The sequence below is a fragment of the Moritella sp. JT01 genome (genome assembly GCF_001574435.1).
In the GTDB taxonomy this organism is placed as follows: domain Bacteria; phylum Pseudomonadota; class Gammaproteobacteria; order Enterobacterales; family Moritellaceae; genus Moritella.
Window position 1 is genome coordinate 19560 of record NZ_LOCN01000005.1, and the last position, 25330, is coordinate 44889.

20 protein-coding genes are annotated in these 25330 nt (G+C 37.3%); 9 read left to right on the forward strand and 11 right to left on the reverse strand.

Annotated features, from left to right (window positions below):
• Positions 1-105: 105 nt before the first annotated feature.
• Positions 106-606: a hypothetical protein gene (locus tag AKG98_RS04625; RefSeq protein ID WP_067042084.1), complete on the reverse strand. Its 501-nt coding sequence runs from the start codon at positions 604-606 to the stop codon at positions 106-108.
• A gap of 337 nt (positions 607-943) precedes the next feature.
• Positions 944-1642: a hypothetical protein gene (locus AKG98_RS04630; RefSeq protein ID WP_067042087.1), complete on the reverse strand. Its 699-nt coding sequence runs from the start codon at positions 1640-1642 to the stop codon at positions 944-946.
• Between the two features lie 229 nt (positions 1643-1871).
• On the opposite strand from AKG98_RS04630, the gene AKG98_RS22835 reads away from it, so the two are divergent.
• Entirely contained in the window at positions 1872-2003 is a 132-nt protein-coding gene (locus tag AKG98_RS22835; protein WP_255358610.1) for a hypothetical protein, read from the forward strand.
• A 1698-nt stretch (positions 2004-3701) separates the two neighbouring features.
• Here the strand turns inward: AKG98_RS22835 and AKG98_RS04635 are convergent.
• Positions 3702-5354 (reverse strand): chitinase, encoded by a 1653-nt coding sequence (locus AKG98_RS04635; protein ID WP_067042090.1) that lies wholly within the window; start codon positions 5352-5354, stop codon positions 3702-3704.
• Between the two features lie 385 nt (positions 5355-5739).
• On the reverse strand, positions 5740-6162 hold the full coding sequence (locus tag AKG98_RS04640) for a hypothetical protein (protein ID WP_067042093.1): 423 nt from the start codon (positions 6160-6162) through the stop codon (positions 5740-5742).
• Positions 6163-6499: 337 nt separating this feature from the next.
• Here AKG98_RS04640 and AKG98_RS04645 point away from each other — a divergent pair, with 337 nt between their 5' ends.
• Positions 6500-7438, forward strand: coding sequence for a bile acid:sodium symporter family protein (locus AKG98_RS04645; protein WP_067042096.1), 939 nt, complete (start codon positions 6500-6502; stop codon positions 7436-7438).
• Here the strand turns inward: AKG98_RS04645 and AKG98_RS04650 are convergent.
• From AKG98_RS04650 to AKG98_RS04665, 4 genes are all read right to left on the reverse strand, one after another.
• Positions 7413-8687 (reverse strand): TRAP transporter large permease, encoded by a 1275-nt coding sequence (locus AKG98_RS04650; RefSeq protein ID WP_067042099.1) that lies wholly within the window; start codon positions 8685-8687, stop codon positions 7413-7415. The two genes, AKG98_RS04645 and AKG98_RS04650, sit on opposite strands and share 26 nt — an antisense overlap.
• Entirely contained in the window at positions 8687-9142 is a 456-nt protein-coding gene (locus AKG98_RS04655; protein WP_198155416.1) for a TRAP transporter small permease, read from the reverse strand. Before AKG98_RS04655 ends, AKG98_RS04650 begins: the two co-directional genes overlap by 1 nt.
• A 54-nt stretch (positions 9143-9196) precedes the next feature.
• The gene (dctP, locus tag AKG98_RS04660) at positions 9197-10183 is read right to left on the reverse strand and encodes a TRAP transporter substrate-binding protein DctP (protein ID WP_067042104.1); all 987 of its coding nucleotides are present in this window, start codon (positions 10181-10183) and stop codon (positions 9197-9199) included.
• Between the two features lie 351 nt (positions 10184-10534).
• Positions 10535-10990 (reverse strand): TerB family tellurite resistance protein, encoded by a 456-nt coding sequence (locus AKG98_RS04665; RefSeq protein ID WP_067042106.1) that lies wholly within the window; start codon positions 10988-10990, stop codon positions 10535-10537.
• 322 nt (positions 10991-11312) lie between these two features.
• Between AKG98_RS04665 and AKG98_RS04670 the strand changes: the two genes are divergently transcribed.
• The 3 genes from AKG98_RS04670 (at position 11313) to AKG98_RS04680 (ending at position 15205) form a co-directional block, all read left to right on the forward strand.
• The gene (locus AKG98_RS04670) at positions 11313-13094 is read left to right on the forward strand and encodes a sensor domain-containing diguanylate cyclase (protein ID WP_067042108.1); all 1782 of its coding nucleotides are present in this window, start codon (positions 11313-11315) and stop codon (positions 13092-13094) included.
• Between the two features lie 16 nt (positions 13095-13110).
• Positions 13111-14907 carry an ABC transporter transmembrane domain-containing protein gene (locus AKG98_RS04675; RefSeq protein ID WP_067042110.1) on the forward strand — a complete coding sequence of 599 codons (1797 nt, stop codon included), beginning with the start codon at positions 13111-13113 and terminating at the stop codon, positions 14905-14907.
• A 118-nt stretch (positions 14908-15025) separates the two neighbouring features.
• Complete coding sequence (locus AKG98_RS04680; RefSeq protein WP_067042113.1) at positions 15026-15205, forward strand: hypothetical protein; 180 nt, start codon at positions 15026-15028, stop codon at positions 15203-15205.
• Between the two features lie 34 nt (positions 15206-15239).
• Here AKG98_RS04680 and AKG98_RS04685 read toward each other — a convergent pair whose 3' ends face one another.
• Together AKG98_RS04685 and AKG98_RS04690 are read right to left on the reverse strand one after the other, a co-directional pair.
• Entirely contained in the window at positions 15240-15788 is a 549-nt protein-coding gene (locus AKG98_RS04685; protein WP_228140205.1) for a hypothetical protein, read from the reverse strand.
• 115 nt (positions 15789-15903) lie between these two features.
• Positions 15904-18558, reverse strand: coding sequence for a beta-N-acetylhexosaminidase (locus AKG98_RS04690; protein ID WP_067042116.1), 2655 nt, complete (start codon positions 18556-18558; stop codon positions 15904-15906).
• A 632-nt stretch (positions 18559-19190) separates the two neighbouring features.
• On the opposite strand from AKG98_RS04690, the gene AKG98_RS04695 reads away from it, so the two are divergent.
• Together AKG98_RS04695 and AKG98_RS04700 are read left to right on the forward strand one after the other, a co-directional pair.
• Complete coding sequence (locus AKG98_RS04695; RefSeq protein ID WP_067042119.1) at positions 19191-20309, forward strand: porin; 1119 nt, start codon at positions 19191-19193, stop codon at positions 20307-20309.
• Positions 20310-20553: 244 nt separating this feature from the next.
• Positions 20554-21225, forward strand: coding sequence for a thioredoxin domain-containing protein (locus tag AKG98_RS04700; RefSeq protein ID WP_067042121.1), 672 nt, complete (start codon positions 20554-20556; stop codon positions 21223-21225).
• 61 nt (positions 21226-21286) lie between these two features.
• Here AKG98_RS04700 and AKG98_RS04705 read toward each other — a convergent pair whose 3' ends face one another.
• The gene (locus AKG98_RS04705) at positions 21287-21568 is read right to left on the reverse strand and encodes a peptidylprolyl isomerase (RefSeq protein WP_067042381.1); all 282 of its coding nucleotides are present in this window, start codon (positions 21566-21568) and stop codon (positions 21287-21289) included.
• A 239-nt stretch (positions 21569-21807) separates the two neighbouring features.
• Between AKG98_RS04705 and pgm the strand changes: the two genes are divergently transcribed.
• Positions 21808-23445, forward strand: coding sequence for a phosphoglucomutase (alpha-D-glucose-1,6-bisphosphate-dependent) (pgm, locus tag AKG98_RS04710; protein WP_067042124.1), 1638 nt, complete (start codon positions 21808-21810; stop codon positions 23443-23445).
• Between the two features lie 444 nt (positions 23446-23889).
• Entirely contained in the window at positions 23890-25317 is a 1428-nt protein-coding gene (gene ccoN, locus AKG98_RS04715; protein WP_067042127.1) for a cytochrome-c oxidase, cbb3-type subunit I, read from the forward strand.
• The last annotated feature ends 13 nt before the right edge of the window (positions 25318-25330 follow it).

Here is a 25330-nt window from a genome sequence, read left to right on the forward strand (position 1 = left end):
CATCAAAATATAGAGATGAAGAATATTTAAATAGTAAATAGAAGGGTTTTAATAGAATCATGGCCAATAAACACGACATTTCAGACGGTGCCAGCTGACACCTATTTATCTATAGCCTTTGTAAGTAATTTCATCCTTGTGAAAACCTATGTCACGTCTCATTTCACTAAGTAATTTAAGCATTTTTACGCGGAACACTTCAAATTCGAATTCATCGATACTACTAAATAGCTCTTGTGAGTTATACATGTAATCGACTAATTCTGTGAACTTATCAAATACATCACTTGAAGCAAATAAAGCTAACTGTGCTGACATCTCTAGTCGTTCTTTATCAAATTGGCTTATATCATCAAGACTTAATTTTCCTTCTTCAGAAATTTTGGCCGTTAGGTCTGTTAATGGTTTTAAGACTGTTTTATATAGTTCCAGTTTTCGGTAATCACTGTCTTTTTTAATACGAGTTAACTCTTGTAACTTACTTTTGTGAGTCTTTATTCTTTTATTGGTTATTATATTGGAACATATAGCCCAGAGCGCAGCTAGCAAGCTTATAATAATGGCGGTTTGTCCACCTACATTAGATATGAATTCTTGAACGTCCATTAATATTAACTCCAATACACTGTCATAATTTAATATTACATTATAGCTAGCCTGAAACATCTTGCTAGCAGTAAAAAAGGATAGGGGGCTTGTAACAAACGTTTCTAAACTACAGTTAAAAGTCATGGTTTTACATTTCACTGCGTATAAGCACAGTACTAATTGGCGTTCCGAAAAATAGAGACTTTAGTGTAATTATTAACAATTAAATCAATAGTATAACGCTTTGTGGTAAGCACGCAAAGCGTGTATTATGGAGTGAAATATAGTGTGTAACCCAGGCATTCGCTTCTTCAATCCTATTGATCATGTTAAACATTCCGAACGTCACGATTATCTATTTTTGATCCCGAATCATTGAACTTAAATTGGATAATTCTTTCATTAATTCTTTTCTTATCGTTGAATTTAATTTTGTAGTGTCCGCATGATTTTGCTGATGATTATCCCTTAATGACAATATATTTTTAATGCCTTCATTGTAATTTTTTTGTCCTTGTAAAACCTCATTCTGACTTTGAATCATAGTGGTTACTATGAAGTTATCAAACTGCTCTATGGATTCTTTCCAGTTTCTATATGCTTGATTGAAATCATCATGGTATTCGCTAAAATACAATCCATATTTTAATTCCACTTTATCTAAAAGAGTGTATTTATCATATGGTTGTTTAATGACTTTCAGCTCAAAGTATCTAGGTTTAAATTTTTCAGGATCTTCTATGGAATCGTAACAAAATGTAGATAATCCTTTGCACATAGCTGCTGATTCCTCCATATATATACCAACACATTCAAACATGTCTTCGCCAAATGATATTAATCGTTCGGAGTCATCGATTCTCTTTTTATATCCAAATTCAATAGTGTTCTTACCATTTGCTTCTGCTTTAGCTATTTCTTCTAGTTCATGTTTTTTTTGTACTTTTCCATCTATTGCTCCATATGTTTTAAATTTCCATGCCAAACGACCAGCGTATATAATTAGTATTGCAATGCCTGTCGATTGAATTATTGATGTGATTTCTGGTGACATTTTCTTTGTCCTTCATGAAAATGGGCGTGATGAGAGAGTACACTATCTTTAATTGTGTACTCTTGTTTCATTTTGAAACTTTATACAGTGGTTTTATTATTCTCTTCACTTATTAAATCTTGAGCTGCACCTTACGTATAACAGAAATCACTCATTTTTATTAAACCTTTTAAAATGAGGTTTAATCATGTAATGTGCTGATTAATTTCAAGTTCTTAAAAGGTTTAACATGAAAAAATTAATAGCCGCAACAATTGTCGTTTTACTTGGTGTTTCGTCAATGTCAGCAATGGCATGCCCAAAAGGGCAACACCCGCATGGCGGCACTGGTTCACACCATAAGGGTGGTTATTGCTCATAAACTCAGTTTTATAAGTAACTGCACTATGACCACTGTCTTATACAGTGGTTTTTTTTGGCCTTTTTATAGCGAAAACTGAAATATCAGGCGAAGCCCCCCGTACTGTCTTACGGGGGTTAACTCTCTGCAACAATACGGTTTTGCCAAGATCGCTGGATTTCTCAAGGTTAACTATTTTTAATAATCGACTCTTATTAAAATTAGAATCTAAAGAGTGTCTTTGTTCTTATACAGTAATATCAAAGCCCTAAATTACGCCATAAGGTTCTAAATTTGATTCGGCTTACTTATGTGTTCCACATACTCATTATACCGCAAAGTGGTTATAATGAACCTAAAATGGCGCATTAGATACAATCTTGTTTAATGAGTCATAAACCAACCATTAGGCATGCTTAATGCTAATAATGCACCAAAAACGAATCATTATACACAATCATTCTTATGTCCGACCTTAACATTTAAACGTCTTATCAGCATAAAAAAAGGATAGGGAGCTTGTACCAAATATTTCTAAACTATAATTAAAAGTCATGGTTTTACGGGGGTAGATATTTAACTGTATATAAACACAGCATTAATTGACGTTCCGCAAAATCGAGACTTTAGCGTTATTATTAACAGTTTAATCAATAGCATAGCTATTTTACGTGACGCTACGTGAAATCTGAATCAGTAAGTAACATCCTAGTTAGTAAAATTAACGTAGGATCGATTCAAAATAGCATCTTAAATTCCAATTAATATATTTAGAATTAGATTGGTTCAGTCATATTGATCTAATAGGAATTCGCATTGAATGATGCCTGATAAACAAAATCATATTTAATGGTCAGCTAGATTAAAGCAAAAATTATTATCAGGTTAAGAACTGTAAATCTAAATTTAGCTAATCGAATCCTAAATCAAAAACAGATAAGTGATCACAGAATCTATTTATTGATAATACAAATCCATAATGAGCGCTGTGTAAATCACGTTGGTAATCACAAGGAAAGCTAACTTAGATTTTACGTAGCGTGCGTTAAAAAATATTGGCCAAAGAAACTGATGATGATTGAACAAAATAAAATATATTGCAGCGAATACTAAAATGAAATTTTACACGAAGAATTGTTATCACAAGATATTGATAACGGTGATGAACGAAACTTGATGGATATGCAAAAATATTCACGTGCTTAAAAGAACTCGAACATTTGAAGTCAGATAGGTAATTTTAATAATCAAAGGACCAAATAACATGTGCGCTGTGTAAAATCTGCTGTAACTATAGTGGTATAACATTTCAGATTTCACGTAGCGCACGGTAATTTTGTAGTAAATAGAATGGTTTAAACAGAATTATTGCTAATGAACATGACATTTCTAACGGTGACAATCCTGACACCTCTATTTGGGTTTAACACATCACTGCGCATAATGTATATTATGTTAAATAGGGTTTGTGGTCATCTGAAATCAGGCCCTATTTGATGACCGGTTGTATTATTTGATAGACAGCGATGATTTGAGATGTTGTCAATTTAACACTGGGGTTATTTACCATAAAGTATATGATATGCATCTAAATGATTTCATCATATTTTATCCAAAATATGATGAAATCAAATATATTCACACATATTAAAACACCAGAACATAAAAAATCCCCGTTAACTAACGAGGATTTTAGATTTAGACTAAAAAAATACTAACTTATTGGCAGGATATTTCGTCCCATAGGTTGCTAGAAATCGTTGGAGTATCCCAAACGCCAGGCGCATTTGTAGCAATAAAACACTTACCTATATTTGTTACCTTGTCACCGTTGGCTACTTGAGACACACCGTCTTCCCAAATAATGAAATTAGTTGGTGATGAATCAACTGACGTTGCAGTTACTGGAGTGACTGTTACAGCCTTAATGAATAACCATGGTCCACCTGCGTCAGGTAAATCGTTTTGTGTCCACCACTTACTTTCATAGATAGACTTTTTATAACTCACTTGCTCACCACCTGAAGCATAAACTTTACTGGCATCCCAAGCTGGTACGCCACCTGCACCGGGATCTGTTGGTTCAGTCGGTATAGTTGGCATTTCACTGTCAGGTACTATACGTACTTCAGGCCAACCTGCATGAGAACCAAAGAAGTTTGTGACACATTTTCCATAATCACCTGGGACCAGAGCTGAATAAGCGGTTTGAAAGCCAACTAATTCACACTCAAACGAAGCGCCACCTGGACGGTCAGCGTAATATTTCCAGTTACCATCCCAATTTGTGTAAAGCACATCAGTTGCGCCATTCAGATTAATACTGCCGTAGGGTGTTTGTTGAAAACATGTATTTTTTTCATCAGACTCTAGAAGGATTTGGTAGTGTGCTGATAACCCTTCCCAGTAACGAATTCTGTTAACTGGCTGTCCTTTAGTTTTGTTTTGCTCTCCACACTCAATCCCGCCATTGATAACGTTGATTGTAGTACCAAAACCATAGGTAATTCCGGCATCTGCTTCACGCTGTGACGGAGACCATGTTCGGTCAATAACATGCAACATTGCTGGTTTTGGTGCTTGTGGAGTTAAAAAGAACCAAATAGCAGACGCCAAATTTAACCAAGAATCAGCAACTATACTTGGATTATTTAACAATACAGTCGCATCACCGTCGTACATGACTTCAGAGAACATGCCATAGTTAAAGTGGTAAGAAAGTTGTTTCGCACCACGACCAAAATAACCTTGTCCTGCAGAACATGGCCAACGGGCATTTTGCCAATCGTTCTGACCACAACCTGTCGTGTACCCTTCTTGACCTTCAGACCAACCCATCTCTCTAACGTGTACAAGCGCTTGCTGCCACTCTTCTAATGCTTGCGGGTTGTCTGAGGTATTGTCTTTAGTAATATGCCCACCCGTTTCTTGTGAAAAATGAGCAAATGCAGTAATGATTGATTTTTTACAAATTGCATCTGAGTTACGGCCATCTGTGTATTCACCACAGAATGCAGGAAACTTACCAACAGCACGTAATAAACGTGTATAGGTATATTCAGGAGCTGCCATCTGCGTTAAGAAGTCCCATTCAGTTTGTGGGAAAACACGTTCTAAGCGTTTAACATTGTCTGGATTTGAAACTAACCTAGGTTCAATAGCGTCGACCACAGCGTTAGGTTGTGTGCGTAATGCTTGAGCCCAAATATCATACATTGGGTCTAATGTTTTAGCATCTTCTGCAGCTTTAACTTCTGATTGAGAAACGATAAATCCGGTTGGATTAAGTGGGTCTTCTTGTGGGTTCATTGCATAACTGTTGAGTACAATACCATAGCCTATCAAAGTAGATAGAAATGTACGTTTAAACATGATTTATCCTTAAAGAATGCCAATCCTAGGCATATATCCATCATTTTTTGGTTCATTGAAAAAACCAAAAATCCATTCCAGAAAATATCTAATTATTTGAATTAAGCGAAATAATCAACTCAATATTTTCTGGATGATGCATAATTATCACAACTAAATATCATGTCAACGATTGTGTTATCAATACCTTGCACGTGAGGGGTTATCACAACAAGGTCCGATCTGTTAGAGGTGGTAACTTGATGTAACTGCCCTATTCTCTTTATTAACCTAACGTTCTCATGTTTGAATTCTATTTTGCTGCCTTACATAACATGCGCTATGTAAGATGAGCCAACTTAGCTTGTGCCTAAGTTGGCGATGTCATTACAGACATCTATCATTTTTACATTATCGTATAGGTAAGAGCATTTTGTCTGCCTACAGGCTCATTAGCGCCAGCTATTTGAGTAAAGATCGCCATACCATATTTATTCGTTAAGCATTTGAAGATAACTGTATGTGAAGGTTTGTTCAGTGGTTTTGTTTCGTCACCCAAATAGATACCGACACCATTTTCATCGTCGAGTACTTTATAAGTATAAGATCCAGTGAAAGGACCAATTTCTTTATTAAGAAATTCGTTAAGATAACGATCTGTCGTATAGGTAACTTTCGATATAGCACCAGCATTCGGATTCGTTTCACTGTATTGGGAATCAACATGATTAATCAACGTCATATTATCCAAACTATTGGGCACGTTACAGCTTGCATAAGTAAACCCTGAAAACATGACGGGGAGACATAATATAATTTTCTTAAACATTAACGTTCCTAATTGTTGTGTTAAAAATAGAGCGTCAATAGCACCCAATAATGGGTACTCGGTCTAGCGCGATTTATTGTGAGAGTTCAAGGTTTAGGAAAAATAGATAAGGGTAAAGATGCCAAACAGCTGTCTCGCCATATTATGGTAAAAATATCAGGCTATAGAAGATGTGTTTACACACTACCCCTTTTGACTATAATGCTTAGTTACAAAATAGCTAATGTTTTAAAAGGGTTATAATCAATCGACGTTTAATACGGAACCAATAACTGAACAATTAATTAAATATACTTTTGTTGCAAATGAATGCGCACTAATTTAAAAAGGATAATACATGTTAAATAGAATTACAGCTCTGTTCCCGCTATGGGCACTTTTGGGGGCTATTTTCGCCTATATTCAGCCCGATCTTTTGATTCCTTTCAAAGGTTATATTGTTCCATTATTGATTATCATTATGCTATCCATGGGGTTAACACTCAGTTTTCGTGATTTTACTAATGTGCTTACGTATAAATATGCGGTTGGTGCTGGAGTATTACTACAATTTACTATTATGCCTTTAGTCGCGTTAATGATTAGCTTATTTCTGGGCTTGGATGAATCTCTGATGATAGGTATGGTATTAGTTGGAACTGTGGCGGGTGGAACTGCGTCGAATGTAGTGTGCTATTTGGCTAAAGGCGATGTTGCTTTATCTATCACCATGACGGCTACGTCAACGCTGCTTGGCGTCGTATTCACGCCCTTATTGGCAGAGTTATTGATTGGCCAAAAAGTAGATATTCCAATGGCTGTGATGATATGGAGCCTAGTTAAAATTGTATTATTACCGGTGAGTATCGGTTTGCTAATAAATCAATTGATAGGAAGTAAAATTACTCGTATTGCTCCTGTATTACCTCTTATCTCTATGCTATCGATTGTCACCGCAATTATGATTATTGTCGCACTTAATGCAAAACAATTTGCACAGCTTGGTCCCTTGATTGCACTTGCTGTTGTTTTGCATAACAGCACTGGATTGTTGCTTGGATATATCTGTTGCCGTTTAATGGGATTCAATAAAACGATTTGTCGAACCATTTCATTAGAGGTCGGATTACAAAATTCGGGGTTAGCGACCGCGCTGGCGATGAAATTCTTTACTCCGCTGTCTGCTTTACCTGCGGCTATATTTTCTGTGTGGCATAATTTATCCGGTGCATTATTGGCTGGATACTGGTCGCAGCGTGAGGAGGCACCTTCTACCCCGTGTAGTGATAAGGAATAAATAACGCGATCTCTGGTAACAGGTAAATAATCAAAACCGCCAGTAAGATGAGTATGAAAAAAGGAGTAACACCTTTAGTTATGTCTATTATTGGGCTACCTGTTACTGCTTGTATCGTAAATAGGTTTAAGCCGACAGGTGGAGTAACCAGAGCGCATTCAATCATCATCACGAATAATATCGCGAACCAGATAATATCAATCCCCATTAGCTGAATAGTGGGCAGTAATACAGGCATCATCAGCAGCAACATGGATATAGATTCTAGAAAAAAACCGATAATAAGCAGGCTAAGACAAATTGACAAGATAAGTGCTGGAGGAGTACTGAATGATTCGGTTAATGTTAATGAGATACTTTGTGGAATGTCATAGAAGGTTATCGCTTTACTAAATATTTTTGCGCCAGCAATGACCAAAAATACAGAAACAGTTGTTTTCAGTGTATCCATGACAGCGTATTTCATCGCATCCCAACTAAGAGTTCGCTTTAATAATACGATCAGCAGAGATGTTGTCACACCGACGGCCGCTGATTCTGTTGGGGTACACACACCTGTGTAAATACCACCAATAATGACAAATATGAGCAGTAATGTTGGTAATGCTTTAACACTGCAGATCATTCTTTCATGCCAGCTTGCTTTTGAAGATGGCGTATATTGATGATTGAATTTAGCCCAACAAAAACAATACAACATAAACAGAGTCATCAGTAAAATACCAGGCCCAATACCAGCAAGAAATAGATCTAATATGGAAGATTCTGTAATAATACCGTAAATAATGAGGGGAATTGAAGGCGGGATCAATATACCGAGCGTTCCGCCTGCAGCAAGTAATCCAAGCACAAAACGACGTTCATAACCACGTGCGATCATTTCCTGAAAGGCGATATTGCCGATGGTGGCAGATGTTGCAACGGAAGACCCTGAGATTGCAGAAAAAATACCACAGGATAGGATAGTCGCCATGGCTAGTCCTCCAGGCCAATGCCCTATCCAACTTTGCACTGCACGGTATAGATCGGCACCAAGCTCACCTCGGATCAAAATATTAGACATTAATAAAAACAGAGGGATAGAAAGTAAGATAAAGTTATCCGCTGTACTGTAAAGGGTTATGGGGATGTTCATTAATGATATGTCATCATAGATAAACAAGCCGAGTCCTACCGTAGCAAATACAAAAGCAACGGGTATTCCTATTGCAAGTAGTATGACTAAGATAGTGAGAGTAATAACGGTCATTATCGATTATCACCTTGCTGTGTGGATGATGCATACTTAAGTGTGCGTATTATTTCTGATATGCATTGCAGTACCAACGTAGCAAAGCCTATTGGTATCGCTATTTCTGTTATCCACATAGGCAAGGCAAGCATACTGGAAGCAGCCCTGCTAAGTCTGATGGAATCTGTGACGACTTGGATGCCGTAATAGCAGGCTATAGTACTAAAAATAGCGATAATAATAAGGGATAATATATCGGAAAAAAGGATGAAATTAGGCCCTAACCATGGCCCTAGAATATCAATACGGATCATCCCTTTTTGTTGTATGGTATACGCTGCACCAAGGTAGATAGCCCATATCATACAACACATTGATAATTCTGCGGCCCAAATTGTGGGACTATTAAAAAGATATCTGGCGATGACTTCATAGGTAATCATCCCTGCGATAACAACAAATAACCAACCCATTATTTGCCCTAAAAGGGATGATATGGCATCTATATATTTCATCCCTTTATATCCTTATAATGCGTTAGCGAGTTTGACAAGCTCATTACCGAGTTCGCCAGCAGATGTAATATACGTCTCCACGACTGGAGATGACGCCGCTTTCCACTGCCTAATCTCTGCATCATTTAGCGTAATCACTTGCATAGACGTTTTCTTGATCTTGTCTAAAGCTGCATGTTCTTTTTCCACAATATTACCACGTAGCTCTTTTTCTACCTGATGTGCAGCAACCGTTAATATTTGTTGCTGTTTAGGTGTAAGGCTGAGCCAGAATTTATCATTAATAAGTACAACAAATTCAATGTCGGCATGATTGGTCAGGGTGACATAATCCATAACGTCATAAAGTTTTCGCGAAGCAATGGCTGTTAACCCTGTCATTCCTGCGTCGACGGTACCTCGTTGATAAGCCATGAACTGTTCACTACCTGAGATCATGGTTGGAGAACCATTGACGGCTGTAACTAATTCACCAACAATCTTACCAAATACGCGAACTTTTTTTCCTGTCATATCTTGTGGATGTTTAATGGGTTTGCCTTTGGATAGGATGACCGTGCTACCGTAAGCTTGCCACCAAAGTGGTCTAGCGCCTGTTTTAGTCATTTCGGCATCTAGCTTTTGTCTAATTTTGCTATTAGGGGCTGTTGCTTTTACGACTGAGTCATACGTTGGGAACATAAAAGGGACAAAAAATAAATCAACAGCTGGGATCGTGCCTGCGAATCGAGTTAGAGAGGCAACCCCCATATTAATAGCACCAGAACTGACTGCGGCTGGTACATCTTTATCTTTATATAATTGGGCTGAAGGATAGATTTTAACTTTAAAATTCCCCTGACTTTCTTTTTCAACCTTGTCTTTAAAATGTATCAGGTTCTGACCAAGGGGGTGAGTAATAGGAAGCTGAAGGCTAATTTTTAGTTCTGTGACTGCCGCGGCAGGAAATGTTACGACCATTGTTGAGAATAACAATGCTATTAATTTACTGGGTCTCATACGTTAACCATGTTGTGTGCGTGTTAATTATGTTAACAGCGATTCGCGTTATCGTGTGTAAGCATTTGTAAGTTATACGTATCTTGAAGCCTTAATTCTTTCACCTATAAATATAAAATATAAAATAACAATGATTATTTTGTTTTTAAAAAAATAACCATTGTTAATATTGAACGATGGGAATAGGACAGTTGATAATTTTAAAGGGGATTTGAAACCTTGACCTAGATCACATCTAAGTCATTGTTTAAAATGTGATTAACATCCTTACTAAGTTGATTTTAGCTCATGGTCATCACATTTTTATGCATATGATAAACGGCATTGAAGGTCATAATGCTGTATTAACTATTATAAAGGCTCTGGATATGCGGCTAATTTTGCTTTAATGAAATCTGAATGTGTAATGTAGATAAGCTCTGATACTTGTCTGATCAAAGCCTCCTCATATGGGTCAATAGCGCCATCGGCATAAGCGACATGCCACATAGCTTCTGTTAGTACATAGCGTTGTGCATAATCGATGTTGCGTAATTTAGAGGTGAACTCATAAATTGATACCGATTCGTCACTATTTTTCTGAGCAACAGTTAACAATTCATTCGCTCTTTCAATATTGATATCGAGTAACACTGCAAGTTGGTGTGACTTTGCATCTGTTTCTTTTTCACTTGTGACATTATCAGCACTGGCGACTTCACATAACAGTGCAGCCATTGATAACTCAAATTCGTTAGTATCAGCAGTGCCTATTGAAGCGGTTTCATTAGTGAGTTGTTTAAATAAATTTTGTAATGTTTTAAACATAAAATGCTTCGCTCTTATTGATAAGGATAAATAGTTATCTTAGGTATTAAGTTGAGACAACAATTATTGTAAAAAGTTGGTATCAACTCCCTACTCTATGCCCCTTTCTTTTATTGATAGCATACATATTAACAACACAATTTATTAGCATTAATACTAAAGCGTTATTTATGAGACTAAATCGTTGTTTTTTATATCTAATTAATTAATACCTCTCGATATTTGTTATTATCCATTCTTAATACATGGTTTATTCATATCTAAACAATAAGTCATATTTATCAATAAAACTTGAACGCGGATACAAATTTCTTAGGTGTATATGCTAACTCTAAAATTACAACCAAAGTTCTTCATCGCGATGCTCTATCCACTCATCGCTATAATCTTAATTAGCTTGATACACGTCGGCTATTCTGATTATAAATACATACAAAATAATACTTATCAGCAAGCTAAAAACAATCTTGATATTGCAAACGAATATCTAAATCAACACGCGAATGCGGTTAACAATCAGCTATATCTTCTTAGTGAAATCTACAAGTATAATTATGATATAACTGATTTTTTGTTGAGTGCTCAACATTTACTTAATAATGAAAACAAATACTTAGAGATTGGTTTACTCACCTCTAATAATGAATACTATGCGACAAATCATGTCTACAATTCTGACCCCGATGATAATAAATCACGGCCTTGGTTTAAAGAAAATATGAGCAACGACAAGCCGTTCGTATCAAAGCTTTATAAGAGTGAACAAACTAAAAAATGGACAGTGGCTATCGTTTGTTTACTACCCCTCAGTAATGGTGAAACAGCAAGAATTGTACTTGAGTTGGATATTTTAGGTTTATATGAAAAATTATCACTCCTTAAGACACTCATGAATGGTTATGTATATGCAGTAGATAGTACGACTGGGGACATTGTAATGCATCCAGATAAAAGCAGGATTAGTACTAAATCTATTAGTGTTTCCTCTACTGTTCTCGATGAGATTATCAATAATAAAAATGCGCTGAATACGATTAACTATACGTACAACGGCCAAGATAAATTTAGTATATATGAAGTGAATAATCAACTTGGGTGGATATTGCTGTCTAATTCAAATAATGGCGATATAAAATATAAGGCCTTTAATATTGGCGCTGTATCATTAGCATTACTTGCAGTAATCATTGTCATTACGCTTGCTATTTACATCTCTCATCGTATTCATACTAAAGGACAGCTGTTATCTGAATCAGCAAGGCTTGAAGACATCTACCTTGCTTTATCACAAATGGCGTCCGAACTGTTTCGTTTTGATAACATTTTATTTTTCATTCACAATCCATATAACCAGAAGTTCGAGGAGCCTATATATAATATAGCCTTGAATGAAGATGATGTTTTTCAAGAGGTTAGCACGAATAAAATCCAAGTGTTAAAAGTAGAAAAACCGTTAACACCAAAGGTATCATCGAATCACCGTTGTGCTCGTATTCCTCTTTATAATAAAGGAGAGCTATTAGGTGTAATCTACTTAACAAATGCTAATTTAAAACATCTACATTTTATTCGTATATTTCGTAATTATGCACAGAGCGCATTAATCAATATGCTACTAACGCAAAAAATACGTAGCGAAGATTCAATGACGAATTTAATGAACAAGCTCTATTTGAGACAACAAATGGCCTTTCAGATACGTTGTAAAACGGAAAACACATACCTTGCTATGATTGACATTGATGATTTTAAAGCGATTAATGATACTTATGGCCATCTTTTTGGCGACCGTGTCATTATCAAAACAGCTGATATGCTAAAACATTATTTCAACCATCAATCAGTGACATCACGTTATGGCGGTGAAGAATTTGCGGTGCTGTTTCATGCTAAAAATGACAAACAGGCACAGCAGGAATTAAATGAATTTCGTTATGGTATTGAAACCATGGTGATATCATCTGAACCATATAATTGTCATTTGACCGTAAGTATCGGTTTTACAGCGCTTCGAAATAGCGTTGATAAAACGATTTATGACGCTGATAAAGCGCTATATCGTGCAAAGACAAATAGTAAAAATAGGGTCTATCAATCAATCTAAAGCAAAGGTAAATATAATGAGTTCAAGATTTTCGGGGAAAATAAATAAGACTCAGGCATTTACAAGTTTATTGCCCATATTCGCTTTCATTAAGCCTTACAAACTGATGGTAATGTACGCCCTACTTGCTCTTTTGGTGACCGCGGGGGTTAACTTATCAATAGGCCAAGGGGTTAGATTTGTGATTGATAATGGCTTTATTGCAGGGTCCGAAACACAATTAAAAAACGCGATACTTGTGCTTATTGTACTCATCACATTACTTGCTGTCGGTACATTTAGCCGATTTTACTTAATGTCATGGTTAGGTGAACGTGTGAGTGCAGACATACGAAAAGCAGTTTTTAATCAGGTTATTAAGCTTCACCCAAGTTACTTTGAAGAAAATCGAAGTGGTGAAATAATGTCAAGACTAACAACTGACACCACACTACTTCAATCTATCATTGGCTCTTCGTTTTCAATGGCATTACGTAGTGTGCTCATGTTATTTGGTGGTTTGATTATGTTATTAGTCACTAATTTAGGACTGACTTTATGGGTTGTTGCTTGTGTCCCTTTTATCCTTATCCCAATACTTATCTATGGTAGAAAAGTAAGAGTCTTGGCTGCAAGTAGCCAAGATGCGATTGCAGACATTGGTACATATGCTGGTGAAATAATTCAAAACATTAAAGTCGTGCAAAGCTATACGCATGAAGAAAAAGAACAATCATCGTTTGCTAATGAAGTAGAAAATGCATTTACAGTGGCAAAAGATAGAATCAAACAACGTTCACTATTAATCGCAATTGTTATCTTCCTGACATTTAGTGCCATCAGTATCATGCTTTGGATTGGCGGCATGGATGTACTCGAAGGAAAAATGACAGCCGGTGAATTAGGTGCGTTTGTGTTTTATGCCATTATGGTCGCTATGTCTGTCGCTACTATTTCCGAGGTCTATGGGGAATTGCAGCGGGCAGCCGGTTCTGCCACACGGTTGTTAGAATTACTTGAAGTCACAAGCAAGATACAATCACCTGATACACCGAAAGAAATCACTAAGCAACATGACAATATTATTGAATTTAAAAACTTGGATTTTTATTATCCATCACGCCCCAATACCGCAGCTTTAAAATCAATAAATCTTAAAATCCCGAAAGGTAAAATCGTCGCATTGGTTGGACCATCAGGCGCAGGTAAAACGACGCTGTTTGAACTGTTACAGCGATTTTATGACCCTCAAATTGGTCATGTATTGTTTAATAATATCAATATTAATGAATTAGAACTGAATGATGTACGCAAACGAATGGGCATGGTACCGCAACATCCCGTCTTATTTAGCGCTGATGTTTGGCATAACATTCGCTATGGTGATCCAACCGCTTCAGATGAAGATGTGATTAAAGCGGCTGAACTAGCCCATGCGAATGAATTTATTGATCAACTACCAGAAGGTTACAACAGTTTTCTGGGGGAGCAAGGTGTGCGTTTGTCCGGTGGTCAAAAACAACGTATCGCCCTCGCCCGTGCGATTTTAAAAGACCCAGAGGTATTATTACTTGATGAAGCAACCAGTGCCCTCGATGCAGAAAGCGAACATCATGTTCAAGCCGCACTTGAAAAACTAATGGAAAATAGGACGACACTTATCATTGCCCATCGGTTATCGACGGTTGTAAATGCAGACCTTATTTTACTGATGGATAAAGGGGAAATTGTTGCTCAAGGAACGCACTCTCAATTGATTAATGAATCGACTTTATATAAACGTCTTTGCGAACTGCAGTTTGATAAGGCTATGTATAAGTATAAATTGGGGTAGTCTTAATTTTTAGTATAAATTAATTTATCAAACTTGAAGTTAATTACCTACTGTCTACTATTACAAAGTAGATAATAATTCATCTATGTATCTACTTAAATAAAACAGTAGGAATACTATGAAACAATTAATTTTATTGATGGTGTTAGTGATACCTTCAGTTACATTTTCAGTGAGTGCAACCGAAGGACAAGGCTCTGGAGTATTAGGACCGGAAGTGCAATGTAAATTACAAAACGGTTCTGTTATTCAAACATTCGCTCAAATATGTACAGCACACAAAGGCAGCTCATTATAATTAGGGCATATTAGTACAAGCTTACAACCTTGTACTAATTACTGGCTTTAATTTCGGCCTGCACATGTTGATAACCTTTCAGGTACTCTGTAGGCAGCGTGATAAGTGGGCCGTGTTTACTCCCCGCTTTTTCTTGCAGTCTAATGGTCAGATCATGATTACCTAGGTCCTTTGGTAACGAAAATGAGAACATTTGGTCGTAAACACATAACTCATCACATGTTCTAAATGTTGCTCGCTCTTGTTTAATCGCGACAGATTGCTGTCCGTTTAAAGACACAAATCCATATTCAAAACCAAAATCGGTATGCTTAACAAGTAGGTTAACGCGCGTATTTATTTGATGTTTGTCGTTCTTATTTTCTCTGCCATACATATAGGCATCTGCTCTGAATAATGCCTGGCTGGTTCCTGTTTGTGGCTCTAATGTTATTGCTGGTCCTGTTAACCTTTTACCTTCCCACGTTTGTTTAATTAAGACCATATCTTGAAATTGCTCTGCGTTCGCATCTTGGTAAGTATTTGTACAGGCTGCCATTGTAAGTGGTAGTAATAGTGGCGCTAAAAATTTAAGTTTCATCATTGTTATCTCTTGTTATTACCTTAAGCCATGTCTAATAATACGCTTTAATTCATTGCATAATGATAAAGGTGATTGAATACAATCACCTTTATTTACTATTTGTAGCGATGGTTAATTATTTTACGCTTGTGATACGACTAAAACGTTTACCATCGGGGGATACCGTTCTTAGTTCTGCTGATGTGACCGCAACAGGTTTAGTCCAAGTTACCCATGATGAACCTGAGTCTGTGCTGTATTGTACCTCTAGACCTGGGAATGCAACGTTCGTAACCAGTTTACCTGACTCTATTTTCCCGCCTGGTACTGGTAAACGATATTGAATACCGGTTGAATCTATTTTAGCCAGTTCACGTTGTCCAATGATGTTCGCAAACTGAATCCACTCAGTCTGCTGCTTGTTCGTGTCGACAAATGTTGTCTCGCCACCTTTGAATTCGCGATCTTTAACATAATCAAGTTCCCATGATGCTTTATGCCATGCACGTTCTGCTAATGGTAAGATCCGTGGGAACACCATGTACTCAAACTGTTCATCTGTACGTACTACCTCACTCCAAAGTTGACCCGAAATACCATTGTAACCACGTTTTTCCGTGTCACCTTTTATATTAAAGTTATTACCATCACGGTCTTTAGATGTTTCAGCATTCTGAGGTAAATTGTTAGGTGAGAATTTAAATACCTTTTTACTGTCTGTATAACGTGTAGCCCAATAGTAACCACGTTCTTTCGGATTAACTTCCTGAGGGAAATCGAAATACAGATAATCCGGATGTGATTGAACGACTTCAAACCCTTGTTCTACCATGTGATTTGATGTATTCGCACCACCCCAATATAAGGTCTCCCAAACGTTAGCAACGGCGACCAATGGCAGATCTTTGGGGTCAACATCTTTAAGCCCATCTTGCCAGAGTTGTGTTTTTTCAATGCCTGCAGCGGAAATGATATTTGCCACTTTTTTAACAAACATAGGGCCAAGATCATGCGCTGTTTCTAAGCTATCATCTGCGGCGACTTGCGCGATACATTGTGGTGATTTAGCCCACGGCATTGATTCTTTCGTTAAGTCTTTATCACCTTTCCAAGCCGTTGACCCGCCCGTCTGCTCATAACCATTACCTAAATGAATATTTTTAGCTTCATCACCGCCCATGTGCCATGTTTTTAATGGTTGGCCGGCTTCTTGGTGCATTAATTGTACTTCCGAAATAACTTTACTAATGAACTTATAAGTTGAATCCATACAAGGATTTAAAATACCGTCATTGTAGAATTGAATGGTTGTATAAACGGATTCATCATCAGGATCTGCTAAGCGGTATTCATTTGCTTTTGTAATATCGGAATCTTTGTATTTATTATAACGAGCTTCCATTGAAACCACACCAGCACGCGCGTGCGCTGGCATATCAATTTCTGGAATCACTTCAATATTACGCGCATCAGCATATTGGACTAACTCGATGTAATCGTCTTTGGATAAATAACCTGAACCGGGGTTATCTGATGTTGGGCCAGACCCAAGTTGAGGCAATAAACAGTTGTTCTCGTCTAAATCGTGGCAACGCTGTGAACCAACATCTGTTAATTCTGGTAATCCAGGGATGGCCAAGCGCCAACCTTCGTCATCAGTTAGGTGGATATGGAATTTATTCAGTTTATACGCACTCATTTGATCGAGCAAACGTAAAAGCGATGCTTTACTGTGGAAATTACGTGCGATATCAACTTCCATTCCACGGTACTCAAAGTTTGGCGCATCTTTAACGCTTACTTGTGAAATGGTTTTATTAGACGAAAAATCGGATGGAATTAAAGATGCGATAGATTGTAAAGCGTAGAGTGCGCCAGCATTATCAAACGCAATAATCTCGGCACTGCTATCTGAAATATCGAGGCTGTAGCCACCCGATTTAGCATAAGCAGTGTCTAATTGTAGAGGTGCAATAATCACGTTTACTGGGTATTCCCCTGAAACATTCACACCAAGGTTATTAAATCGGCTTGTAACAGCAGCAAGTGACGCAGTATTCATGGCTGGAGCATGAATGTTAATACCTTTACTAAGGTCTGCGCTGCCTGTGATAGCGGTATCTTGCCAAACAGGGGTTGGTAAAATCTTGTTTGCAATTGTAGATACTGACACTTGTGCAGTCGCTTTGTTTTTATCAAACCGCGTATTTGCATTCATTACTATATTGTTATCACCGGCATTACGCTTTAAGTTTTCGCCCGTTAAAGGGGTGATGATCTTTGACATATCTTCAGTATCAGTACTTGCGATGACTTTTGGTTCTGCATTTTCGGCTGTTACGTAATAACGTGGGATCACATCTGTTTCAAATAGAGACCAATATTCTGCAATGAAGTTTATCTCTACTGTTGAGTTAGCTTCAAATCCTTTAAATTCGGCAGTTGGTGTGATTTTATGCAAATCACCATTGATATGTTCAATCGTAAATTCAGGTGATTTCACATCTAAGATACGACGAATACTATGAAAGTATATCTCCCACTCATTGGAATTAATCGCATCGCCGTTATTGGTCAGTTGAATTGTCGCATCTTGACATGCTGCCCATTCAGCGCCAAGTGCTTTACATATTGCAGCTGAATCACCTTCAAGCTTTTGATTTACCTGATAAGTAACTTGTACAGATGAAGATATTGCATCAACCACCGTTTGTGTCGATAACGTATCTGAAGTTGTAGTACAACCTGCCAGTGCAACGCTTAATCCAAGTGCTATTGCTGTTTTTTTCATATCCACCCCTTCCTTTGCATGAAATCTGTTTTAACCTTAAACTTAATTTGGACTATAAAATAATTAGCTGTATTTACCAGCCGGATTTCTACTTGCTGTGACAATAATCACTTTTATAATGAATTTTATGGATATTACGTGATTAAAGTCATTATTAATTAATCACTAAGCGTGAGAAATAAATTAAATAATCACAGAGTGAGAAATAACGAACATAAAAATCACCTCTGATTAAATGAAGCATAAGCACTATTAACATAGTTCTCGTTGATCTATTCTTAATGGGCCAGACTTAATTTAATTATTAATCAATTACCTATGTTCAAACCCTATTATTTTAGTCCTGTTTTTATAGGCGTAATGAAAGATCATTTCTATAAAATAATCGAGGCTAGATAGTTCTCCATGTAAATTATTGCAGTAAATTAATGGGTGGCCATGGTCATTAATGAGATCTTAATCATTATTTATAACTTTATATTGATTTTATTGTGATTTTTATCACGTATGAAAACAACTTAATTTGTAACGCGAATTTAATTGAGTAGACTCCGAATCAACTAGTTATAAAGTTCATTATTAATTTACTACAAATAACAGACAGCATTTACATCTACTAAAAGGAATTTAGAATGAATAAGTTAAGTCTATCGGCAGTATCTCTAGCGGTATCAACTGTTTTGTTTTCAACTGGCGCGAGTGCATACGTATTAGGCACCGAAAATACAGGCAATGTAGAAGTCTACGGTGTCGTCGCAGTATCTGCGTATGGGCACACGGGTGATGATACGAATGTGACAGATTACAGCATTGATAATGAAACACGTGTAGGTTTCCGCGGAAGCAAGCAAATGACGGATGGAATAAATGTCATATTTCAAGTTGAATCAGGATATACAGATGTAGACGACTGGGCTGGTGGCGGTTTAGGTTTCCGCGATACGTTCGTGGGTGTTGAAGGTGATTACGGTAAAGTAACTGTTGGTCGACAGTTAACGCCTATGTACGAAGTTGTGGATTGGCCTTTTACTAACCCTGGTTTAGGTCGCGTATTTGACCCTGCCGCCACAGGTGATATTGCTTACATGTACGATCGCACGGAGTCTATTCGTTATTTTGCCCCTGCGATGGGAAATCTGAATATTAATGTTGCAACGGGTCGTGCTGGCAGTGATGAAAATGGCCATTGGTTCGGTGGCGCAGCTAAGTATAAAGCGTTTGATACTATCACATTACATGCGACGTTTGAGTATGGTAATAGTAGACAATCAAAAGCAGCTGTAGATGGTGTCGCAGCAGGACATAAAATTGATGAGAATGGTGTAATTGTACCTGTTGCAGCTGTAGATCCAATAGACGCAGTTGTAACGGACACTTTTACCTATCTCGTTGGTTTTGAAGCGCCAATTTTAGATACTGGCATCAGCATTGCTGCCGCGTATAAATACGGCCAAGCTGAGAATATAGCGAATAAAAATGTTGACTCACAAGGTTCATATTCTGTTGTTGCACAATATTGGAATGGCCCACTGGGTATTAAGCTAGGTTATGCTGCAACTGAAGATGTTGATTCAGATGATAATTCAAATACAGAAAAAGGTTCTTCAGTAACCTCACTACAAGTAATGGGTGTAGTGAACGGGTTTGTTCCTTACGTGCGTCTTGGTATGACAGACCAACTTGGTTGGGGCGCATCACCACTTGATGACCAAGAAGTATTTGCTCGTGTAGGTCTTGAATACGGTTTCTAACAATTTGACCCTTATATAGCAAAAAATATAGGTAACAAAAAACCAGCTGCAGATACTAAAATTTGCAGCTGGTTTTTTTAATTCTACGTGTAAATGTTACTCATTACTTAGCTTGGTGTTGATTTCATGAACCGATAGAGTAATTATCTGTACTTTTTATCCGTAAATTGGCGTTTGATCAAGACGTTATTGGTTTTTAAATCTAGAATACGCAGTGTATTTCATTTTCTATTTAGGTTTATTCATGAAAAAATTAGTGACAAAAAAAAGTTTAGAAACAAAAAAGAAAAATAAAATAATATCAATGGCCATATTATGTATAGCTGTTGTTATCAGTGCCTTTACATTTATGACTCAAGATACAAATAAGAATATAGATCAATACCTCTACAGTGAGAGTGCTCTTATTTTTGGTAATAAAAATGCCAAAGTGACTATTGTTGAATTCTTTGACCCTGCATGTGAGTCTTGTCGTGCCTTTTACCCTCTCGTTAAAAGCCAAATAAAGAAATATAAAGGTAAAGTGAATTTAATTGTTCGACCAGTGGCATTTCATAAAAATGTTGGACCTGTTGTTACCGCATTAGAAGCAACTAAAATGCAAGGTAAATACTGGGATGCACTGAGTACGACGCTATATAATCAAAGTCGTTGGGCAATCAATCATACTGCCAATGTAGAGTTATTATATCCATATCTGCAGGACGCTGGTATTGATATTGAAAAGCTTAAAATTGATATGAAGAAAACAGTTATTACTGACAAATTGGCTCAAGATACACAAGATGCTAAAACGCTAAAAGTATTAAAGACACCGACCTTCTATGTTAACGGCGTGAAACTGACAACTTTCGGTGACGCACCATTAAAAGCGCTTATTGCAAGTGAAGTAAAAAAAGCATATTCAGACAAATAATTTAATAACAAAGCATAAAAAAGCCCTCAAATTGATTGAGGGCTTTTTTATTACAAGCTAATTACGTTCTATACAATATCTTAACGATGTGCCAACCATGCTTGGTCTTCACAAGATGTGGAGTAAGAATTTCAGCATTGAAACAAACCTTATCGAAGGCGGGAACCATCGCACCTTTTCTGAACTCACCTAAGTTACCACCATCCTTCTTGCCTGATGGGCAAATAGAATGTGATTTAGCTAGCTTTTGGAAGTTGCCACCTTTTTCTAGCTGTTCTAAAATTTCATATGCTTTATCTTGGTGCTTTACTAAGATATGTAATGCTGCAGCTGTACGCGCCATAACTAAATTAACTCTAAATAAATAATTTACAATCGCACATTTTAACACAATCGATACACCAATGCCTATAGTCTTAATACGCAGGTGCTAGTCACTGGTTATAGAAAGCGCAGAAACAACAGCTAAGACCAGTTTTTAGTCATTTCAAATGAAACAGTGTGCCACTATTAACTTATAAGAGGTATAATGGTAACAATTAAAATAAATAATCGCTTTCATAATTAAGGACAAAATTGCACATGGCAGTTCACCCAAGAGCCGGACAGAAGGCATTAAATTCTGATCTTTGTAATATCCCAGCACTCGTCTCTCATTATTACATCAACAAACCCGATGTAACTAAAATTGCTGAGCGTGTTGCATTTGGTACATCGGGTCATCGCGGTAACGCTTTTTCGTCTTCTTTTAATGAAGACCATATCCTCGCTATTAGCCAAGCAATTGCTGAATATCGCCATGAACAAGGCATTACGGGCCCTTTATTTATCGGTAAAGATACACACGCATTATCTGAACCTGCAAATATTTCAGTTATCGAAGTATTAGTTGCAAATGGTGTTGATGTACGCATTCAAGCGGATGATGGTTTTACACCGACGCCGGTTATCTCACATGCAATCTTAACGCATAACAGTAACAACAAAATTCAAGCTGACGGTATTGTTATCACACCATCACACAACCCACCACAAGATGGCGGCATTAAATATAACCCGCCACATGGTGGTCCAGCCGATGGTGATGTAACGAAAATAATTGAAAACCGTGCCAACGATATTATTGCTGAAGGCTTAACTGCTGTTAAACGTATTAGCTTTGCTATTGCTATTGAGTCTGCTCATTATCAAGAAATTGATTATGTAGCAGGTTATGTGGCTGATTTAGAAAACGTGCTCAACCTTAAAGCAATTTCAGATGCTGGCATTAAAATCGGTGTAGATACGTTGGGCGGTTCTGGTTTTGCATACTGGAAAGTGATTGCTGCAAAATATAATTTAGATATTGAAGTAGTAAACGATCGTGTTGACCCAAGTTTTTCATTTATGTGTCTAGATAAAGATGGCAAGATCCGCATGGATTGTTCATCACCCTATGCTATGGCAAGTTTGATCAGCTTAAAAGACGACTTTGATATTGCCATTGGTAATGATCCCGATTATGACCGCCATGGCATTGTGACTAAAAGTGGCTTGATGAATCCTAACCATTACCTTGCTGTCGCAATTCAATACTTATTTAGTCATCGCAAAGATTGGCCAGTGAATGCGAAAGTAGGTAAAACACTTGTATCAAGTTCTATGATTGATCGTGTCGCAGCTAAGATTGAACGCCCATTATGTGAAGTCCCTGTAGGTTTTAAATGGTTTGTTGACGGTTTACATACTGCCGATTTTGCCTTTGGTGGCGAAGAAAGTGCGGGTGCATCATTCCTACGTAAAGACGGTACAGTTTGGACGACGGATAAAGACGGCATCATTCTAGCATTACTTTCTGCAGAGATTCTTGCGGTAACAGGTAAAGATCCTGCACAACTTTATGCAGCACTGACTGAAGAGTTTGGCTCTCCCGTTTACAGCCGTATCGATGCGCCAGCTTCATTTGAAGAAAAAGCGATTCTTTCTAATTTATCACCAGAGTCGGTTCAGGCTAAAACATTAGCCGGTGAAACAATCACGGCTAAATTAACTAACGCTCCAGGCAACAATGGTAAAATTGGTGGTTTAAAAGTAACGACTGAAAATGGTTGGTTTGCTGCGCGCCCATCAGGCACAGAAGCTATTTACAAAATTTATGCAGAAAGCTTTAAAGATGAAGCGCATTTAGCGTTAATTTTAAGCGAAGCACAAGAAATTGTATCAGCAGCATTAAAAGCTTAAGCGAATAACGCTCAAGTTTAACCTTATACTTTACCCAGTATAACCAAAAGGTTGCCTAACTCTCTTAATACAGCAGAATTAAGCAACCTTTTTTATTAACAAGCTAATAACCTCATATTGCACTAGACTAAAAAAAACCACGGATTATTTTACACTCTGTTATGTTTTTAGCGCTATTTTTGCTTGATCATTATCAATTCAACATTGAAAAATCTATTTTTAATTCCAAATTTATTGATCTAAATCAACCAAGTCAAATACACCTGTTTATAGTATCTTTTTAACAATATAACACACAAATACCGCTGTTAATGTTACGTAAAATCGCGTAATATCCCCATCTGAGTATGATTGTCAATTTAGATTACCTATATTTACACATACTTTTTTGGGGTATTCACGCATCGTAAGATGTTTAATTATTCGTAGCACCGGAAGCAAAATATGAGCTCTCATTCACCTATAAAAACTGACTATAACTATAAAGTTGTACGACAGTTTACTGTGATGGCTGTTATCTGGGGTATTGTTGGTATGTCAGTAGGTGTGCTAATTGCAGCACAGCTAATTTGGCCTGCACTAAATTTCGATACACCTTGGTTAACTTATAGCCGTCTTCGTCCCCTACATACCAATGCAGTAATTTTTGCATTTGGTACTTCGGCCCTAATGGCAACATCCTTTTATGTTGTTCAACGTACATGCCAAGCGCGCTTATTTGGTGGCGTTTTACCTGCAGTTGTATTTTGGGGTTGGCAACTTGTTATTATTTCTGCCGTTATATCATTACCACTTGGTTATAACACAACGAAAGAATATGCAGAACTTGAATGGCCGATTGATATTTTAATCACCTTTGTTTGGGTTATTTATGCCATTGTATTCTTTGGTACCATTGTTAAACGCCGTACGTCACATATTTATGTTGCGAACTGGTTCTTTGGTGCATTCATCTTAACCGTTGCTATTTTACATATTGTAAACAGTGCCGCGATCCCATTAAATGCGATGAAATCGTATTCTATTTACGGTGGTGCTATCGATGCAATGGTTCAGTGGTGGTATGGACATAATGCCGTTGGTTTCCTTCTAACTGCTGGTTTCCTAGGCATGATGTATTACTTCGTTCCGAAACAAGCTAATCGTCCTGTTTACTCATATCGTTTATCTATTGTTCACTTCTGGGCATTAATATCGTTGTACATCTGGGCCGGTCCTCATCACCTTCATTACACTGCACTACCTGATTGGACTCAATCAGTTGGTATGGTAATGTCATTAATTCTATTTGCGCCATCCTGGGGCGGTATGATTAATGGTATTATGACGCTTTCAGGTGCATGGCATAAACTACGTTATGACCCTATCCTACGTTTTCTAATTGTATCTTTGTCTTTCTACGGTATGTCTACGTTCGAAGGTCCAATGATGGCAATTAAGAGTGTCAACGCATTATCGCATTACACTGACTGGACTATTGGTCACGTACACTCAGGTGCGCTAGGTTGGGTTGCAATGGTATCTATCGGTGCTATCTATCACTTAATCCCAGTGTTATTTAACCAAGGTCGTATGTATAGCGTTAAGCTTATCAATGTTCACTTCTGGTTAGCAACTGTTGGTACAGTTCTTTACATTGTTGCAATGTGGATCTCTGGTGTTATGCAAGGGTTGATGTGGAGAGCGGTAAATGCTGACGGTACTTTAACGTATAGCTTCGTTGAATCACTTCAAGCTTCATACCCATTCTACTTTGTACGCTTCCTTGGTGGTGTGTTCTTTGTGACAGGTATGCTACTCATGGCATATAACGTCTTTAAGACAATCTCTGCTGCAGATCACTCAATCAAAGCTGATGCTGAAGCTGCATAATCCAGGAGATATG

Coding starts and splice junctions, on each gene's coding strand:
- AKG98_RS04625 (WP_067042084.1), bottom strand. CDS start 606: ATGGACGTTCAAGAATTCATATCTAATGTAGGTGGACAAACCGCCATT.
- AKG98_RS04630 (WP_067042087.1), bottom strand. CDS start 1,642: ATGTCACCAGAAATCACATCAATAATTCAATCGACAGGCATTGCAATA.
- AKG98_RS22835 (WP_255358610.1), top strand. CDS start 1,872: ATGAAAAAATTAATAGCCGCAACAATTGTCGTTTTACTTGGTGTTTCG.
- AKG98_RS04635 (WP_067042090.1), bottom strand. CDS start 5,354: ATGTTTAAACGTACATTTCTATCTACTTTGATAGGCTATGGTATTGTA.
- AKG98_RS04640 (WP_067042093.1), bottom strand. CDS start 6,162: ATGTTTAAGAAAATTATATTATGTCTCCCCGTCATGTTTTCAGGGTTT.
- AKG98_RS04645 (WP_067042096.1), top strand. CDS start 6,500: ATGTTAAATAGAATTACAGCTCTGTTCCCGCTATGGGCACTTTTGGGG.
- AKG98_RS04650 (WP_067042099.1), bottom strand. CDS start 8,687: ATGACCGTTATTACTCTCACTATCTTAGTCATACTACTTGCAATAGGA.
- AKG98_RS04655 (WP_198155416.1), bottom strand. CDS start 9,142: ATGGGTTGGTTATTTGTTGTTATCGCAGGGATGATTACCTATGAAGTC.
- dctP (WP_067042104.1), bottom strand. CDS start 10,183: ATGAGACCCAGTAAATTAATAGCATTGTTATTCTCAACAATGGTCGTA.
- AKG98_RS04665 (WP_067042106.1), bottom strand. CDS start 10,990: ATGTTTAAAACATTACAAAATTTATTTAAACAACTCACTAATGAAACC.
- AKG98_RS04670 (WP_067042108.1), top strand. CDS start 11,313: ATGCTAACTCTAAAATTACAACCAAAGTTCTTCATCGCGATGCTCTAT.
- AKG98_RS04675 (WP_067042110.1), top strand. CDS start 13,111: ATGAGTTCAAGATTTTCGGGGAAAATAAATAAGACTCAGGCATTTACA.
- AKG98_RS04680 (WP_067042113.1), top strand. CDS start 15,026: ATGAAACAATTAATTTTATTGATGGTGTTAGTGATACCTTCAGTTACA.
- AKG98_RS04685 (WP_228140205.1), bottom strand. CDS start 15,788: ATGATGAAACTTAAATTTTTAGCGCCACTATTACTACCACTTACAATG.
- AKG98_RS04690 (WP_067042116.1), bottom strand. CDS start 18,558: ATGAAAAAAACAGCAATAGCACTTGGATTAAGCGTTGCACTGGCAGGT.
- AKG98_RS04695 (WP_067042119.1), top strand. CDS start 19,191: ATGAATAAGTTAAGTCTATCGGCAGTATCTCTAGCGGTATCAACTGTT.
- AKG98_RS04700 (WP_067042121.1), top strand. CDS start 20,554: ATGAAAAAATTAGTGACAAAAAAAAGTTTAGAAACAAAAAAGAAAAAT.
- AKG98_RS04705 (WP_067042381.1), bottom strand. CDS start 21,568: ATGGCGCGTACAGCTGCAGCATTACATATCTTAGTAAAGCACCAAGAT.
- pgm (WP_067042124.1), top strand. CDS start 21,808: ATGGCAGTTCACCCAAGAGCCGGACAGAAGGCATTAAATTCTGATCTT.
- ccoN (WP_067042127.1), top strand. CDS start 23,890: ATGAGCTCTCATTCACCTATAAAAACTGACTATAACTATAAAGTTGTA.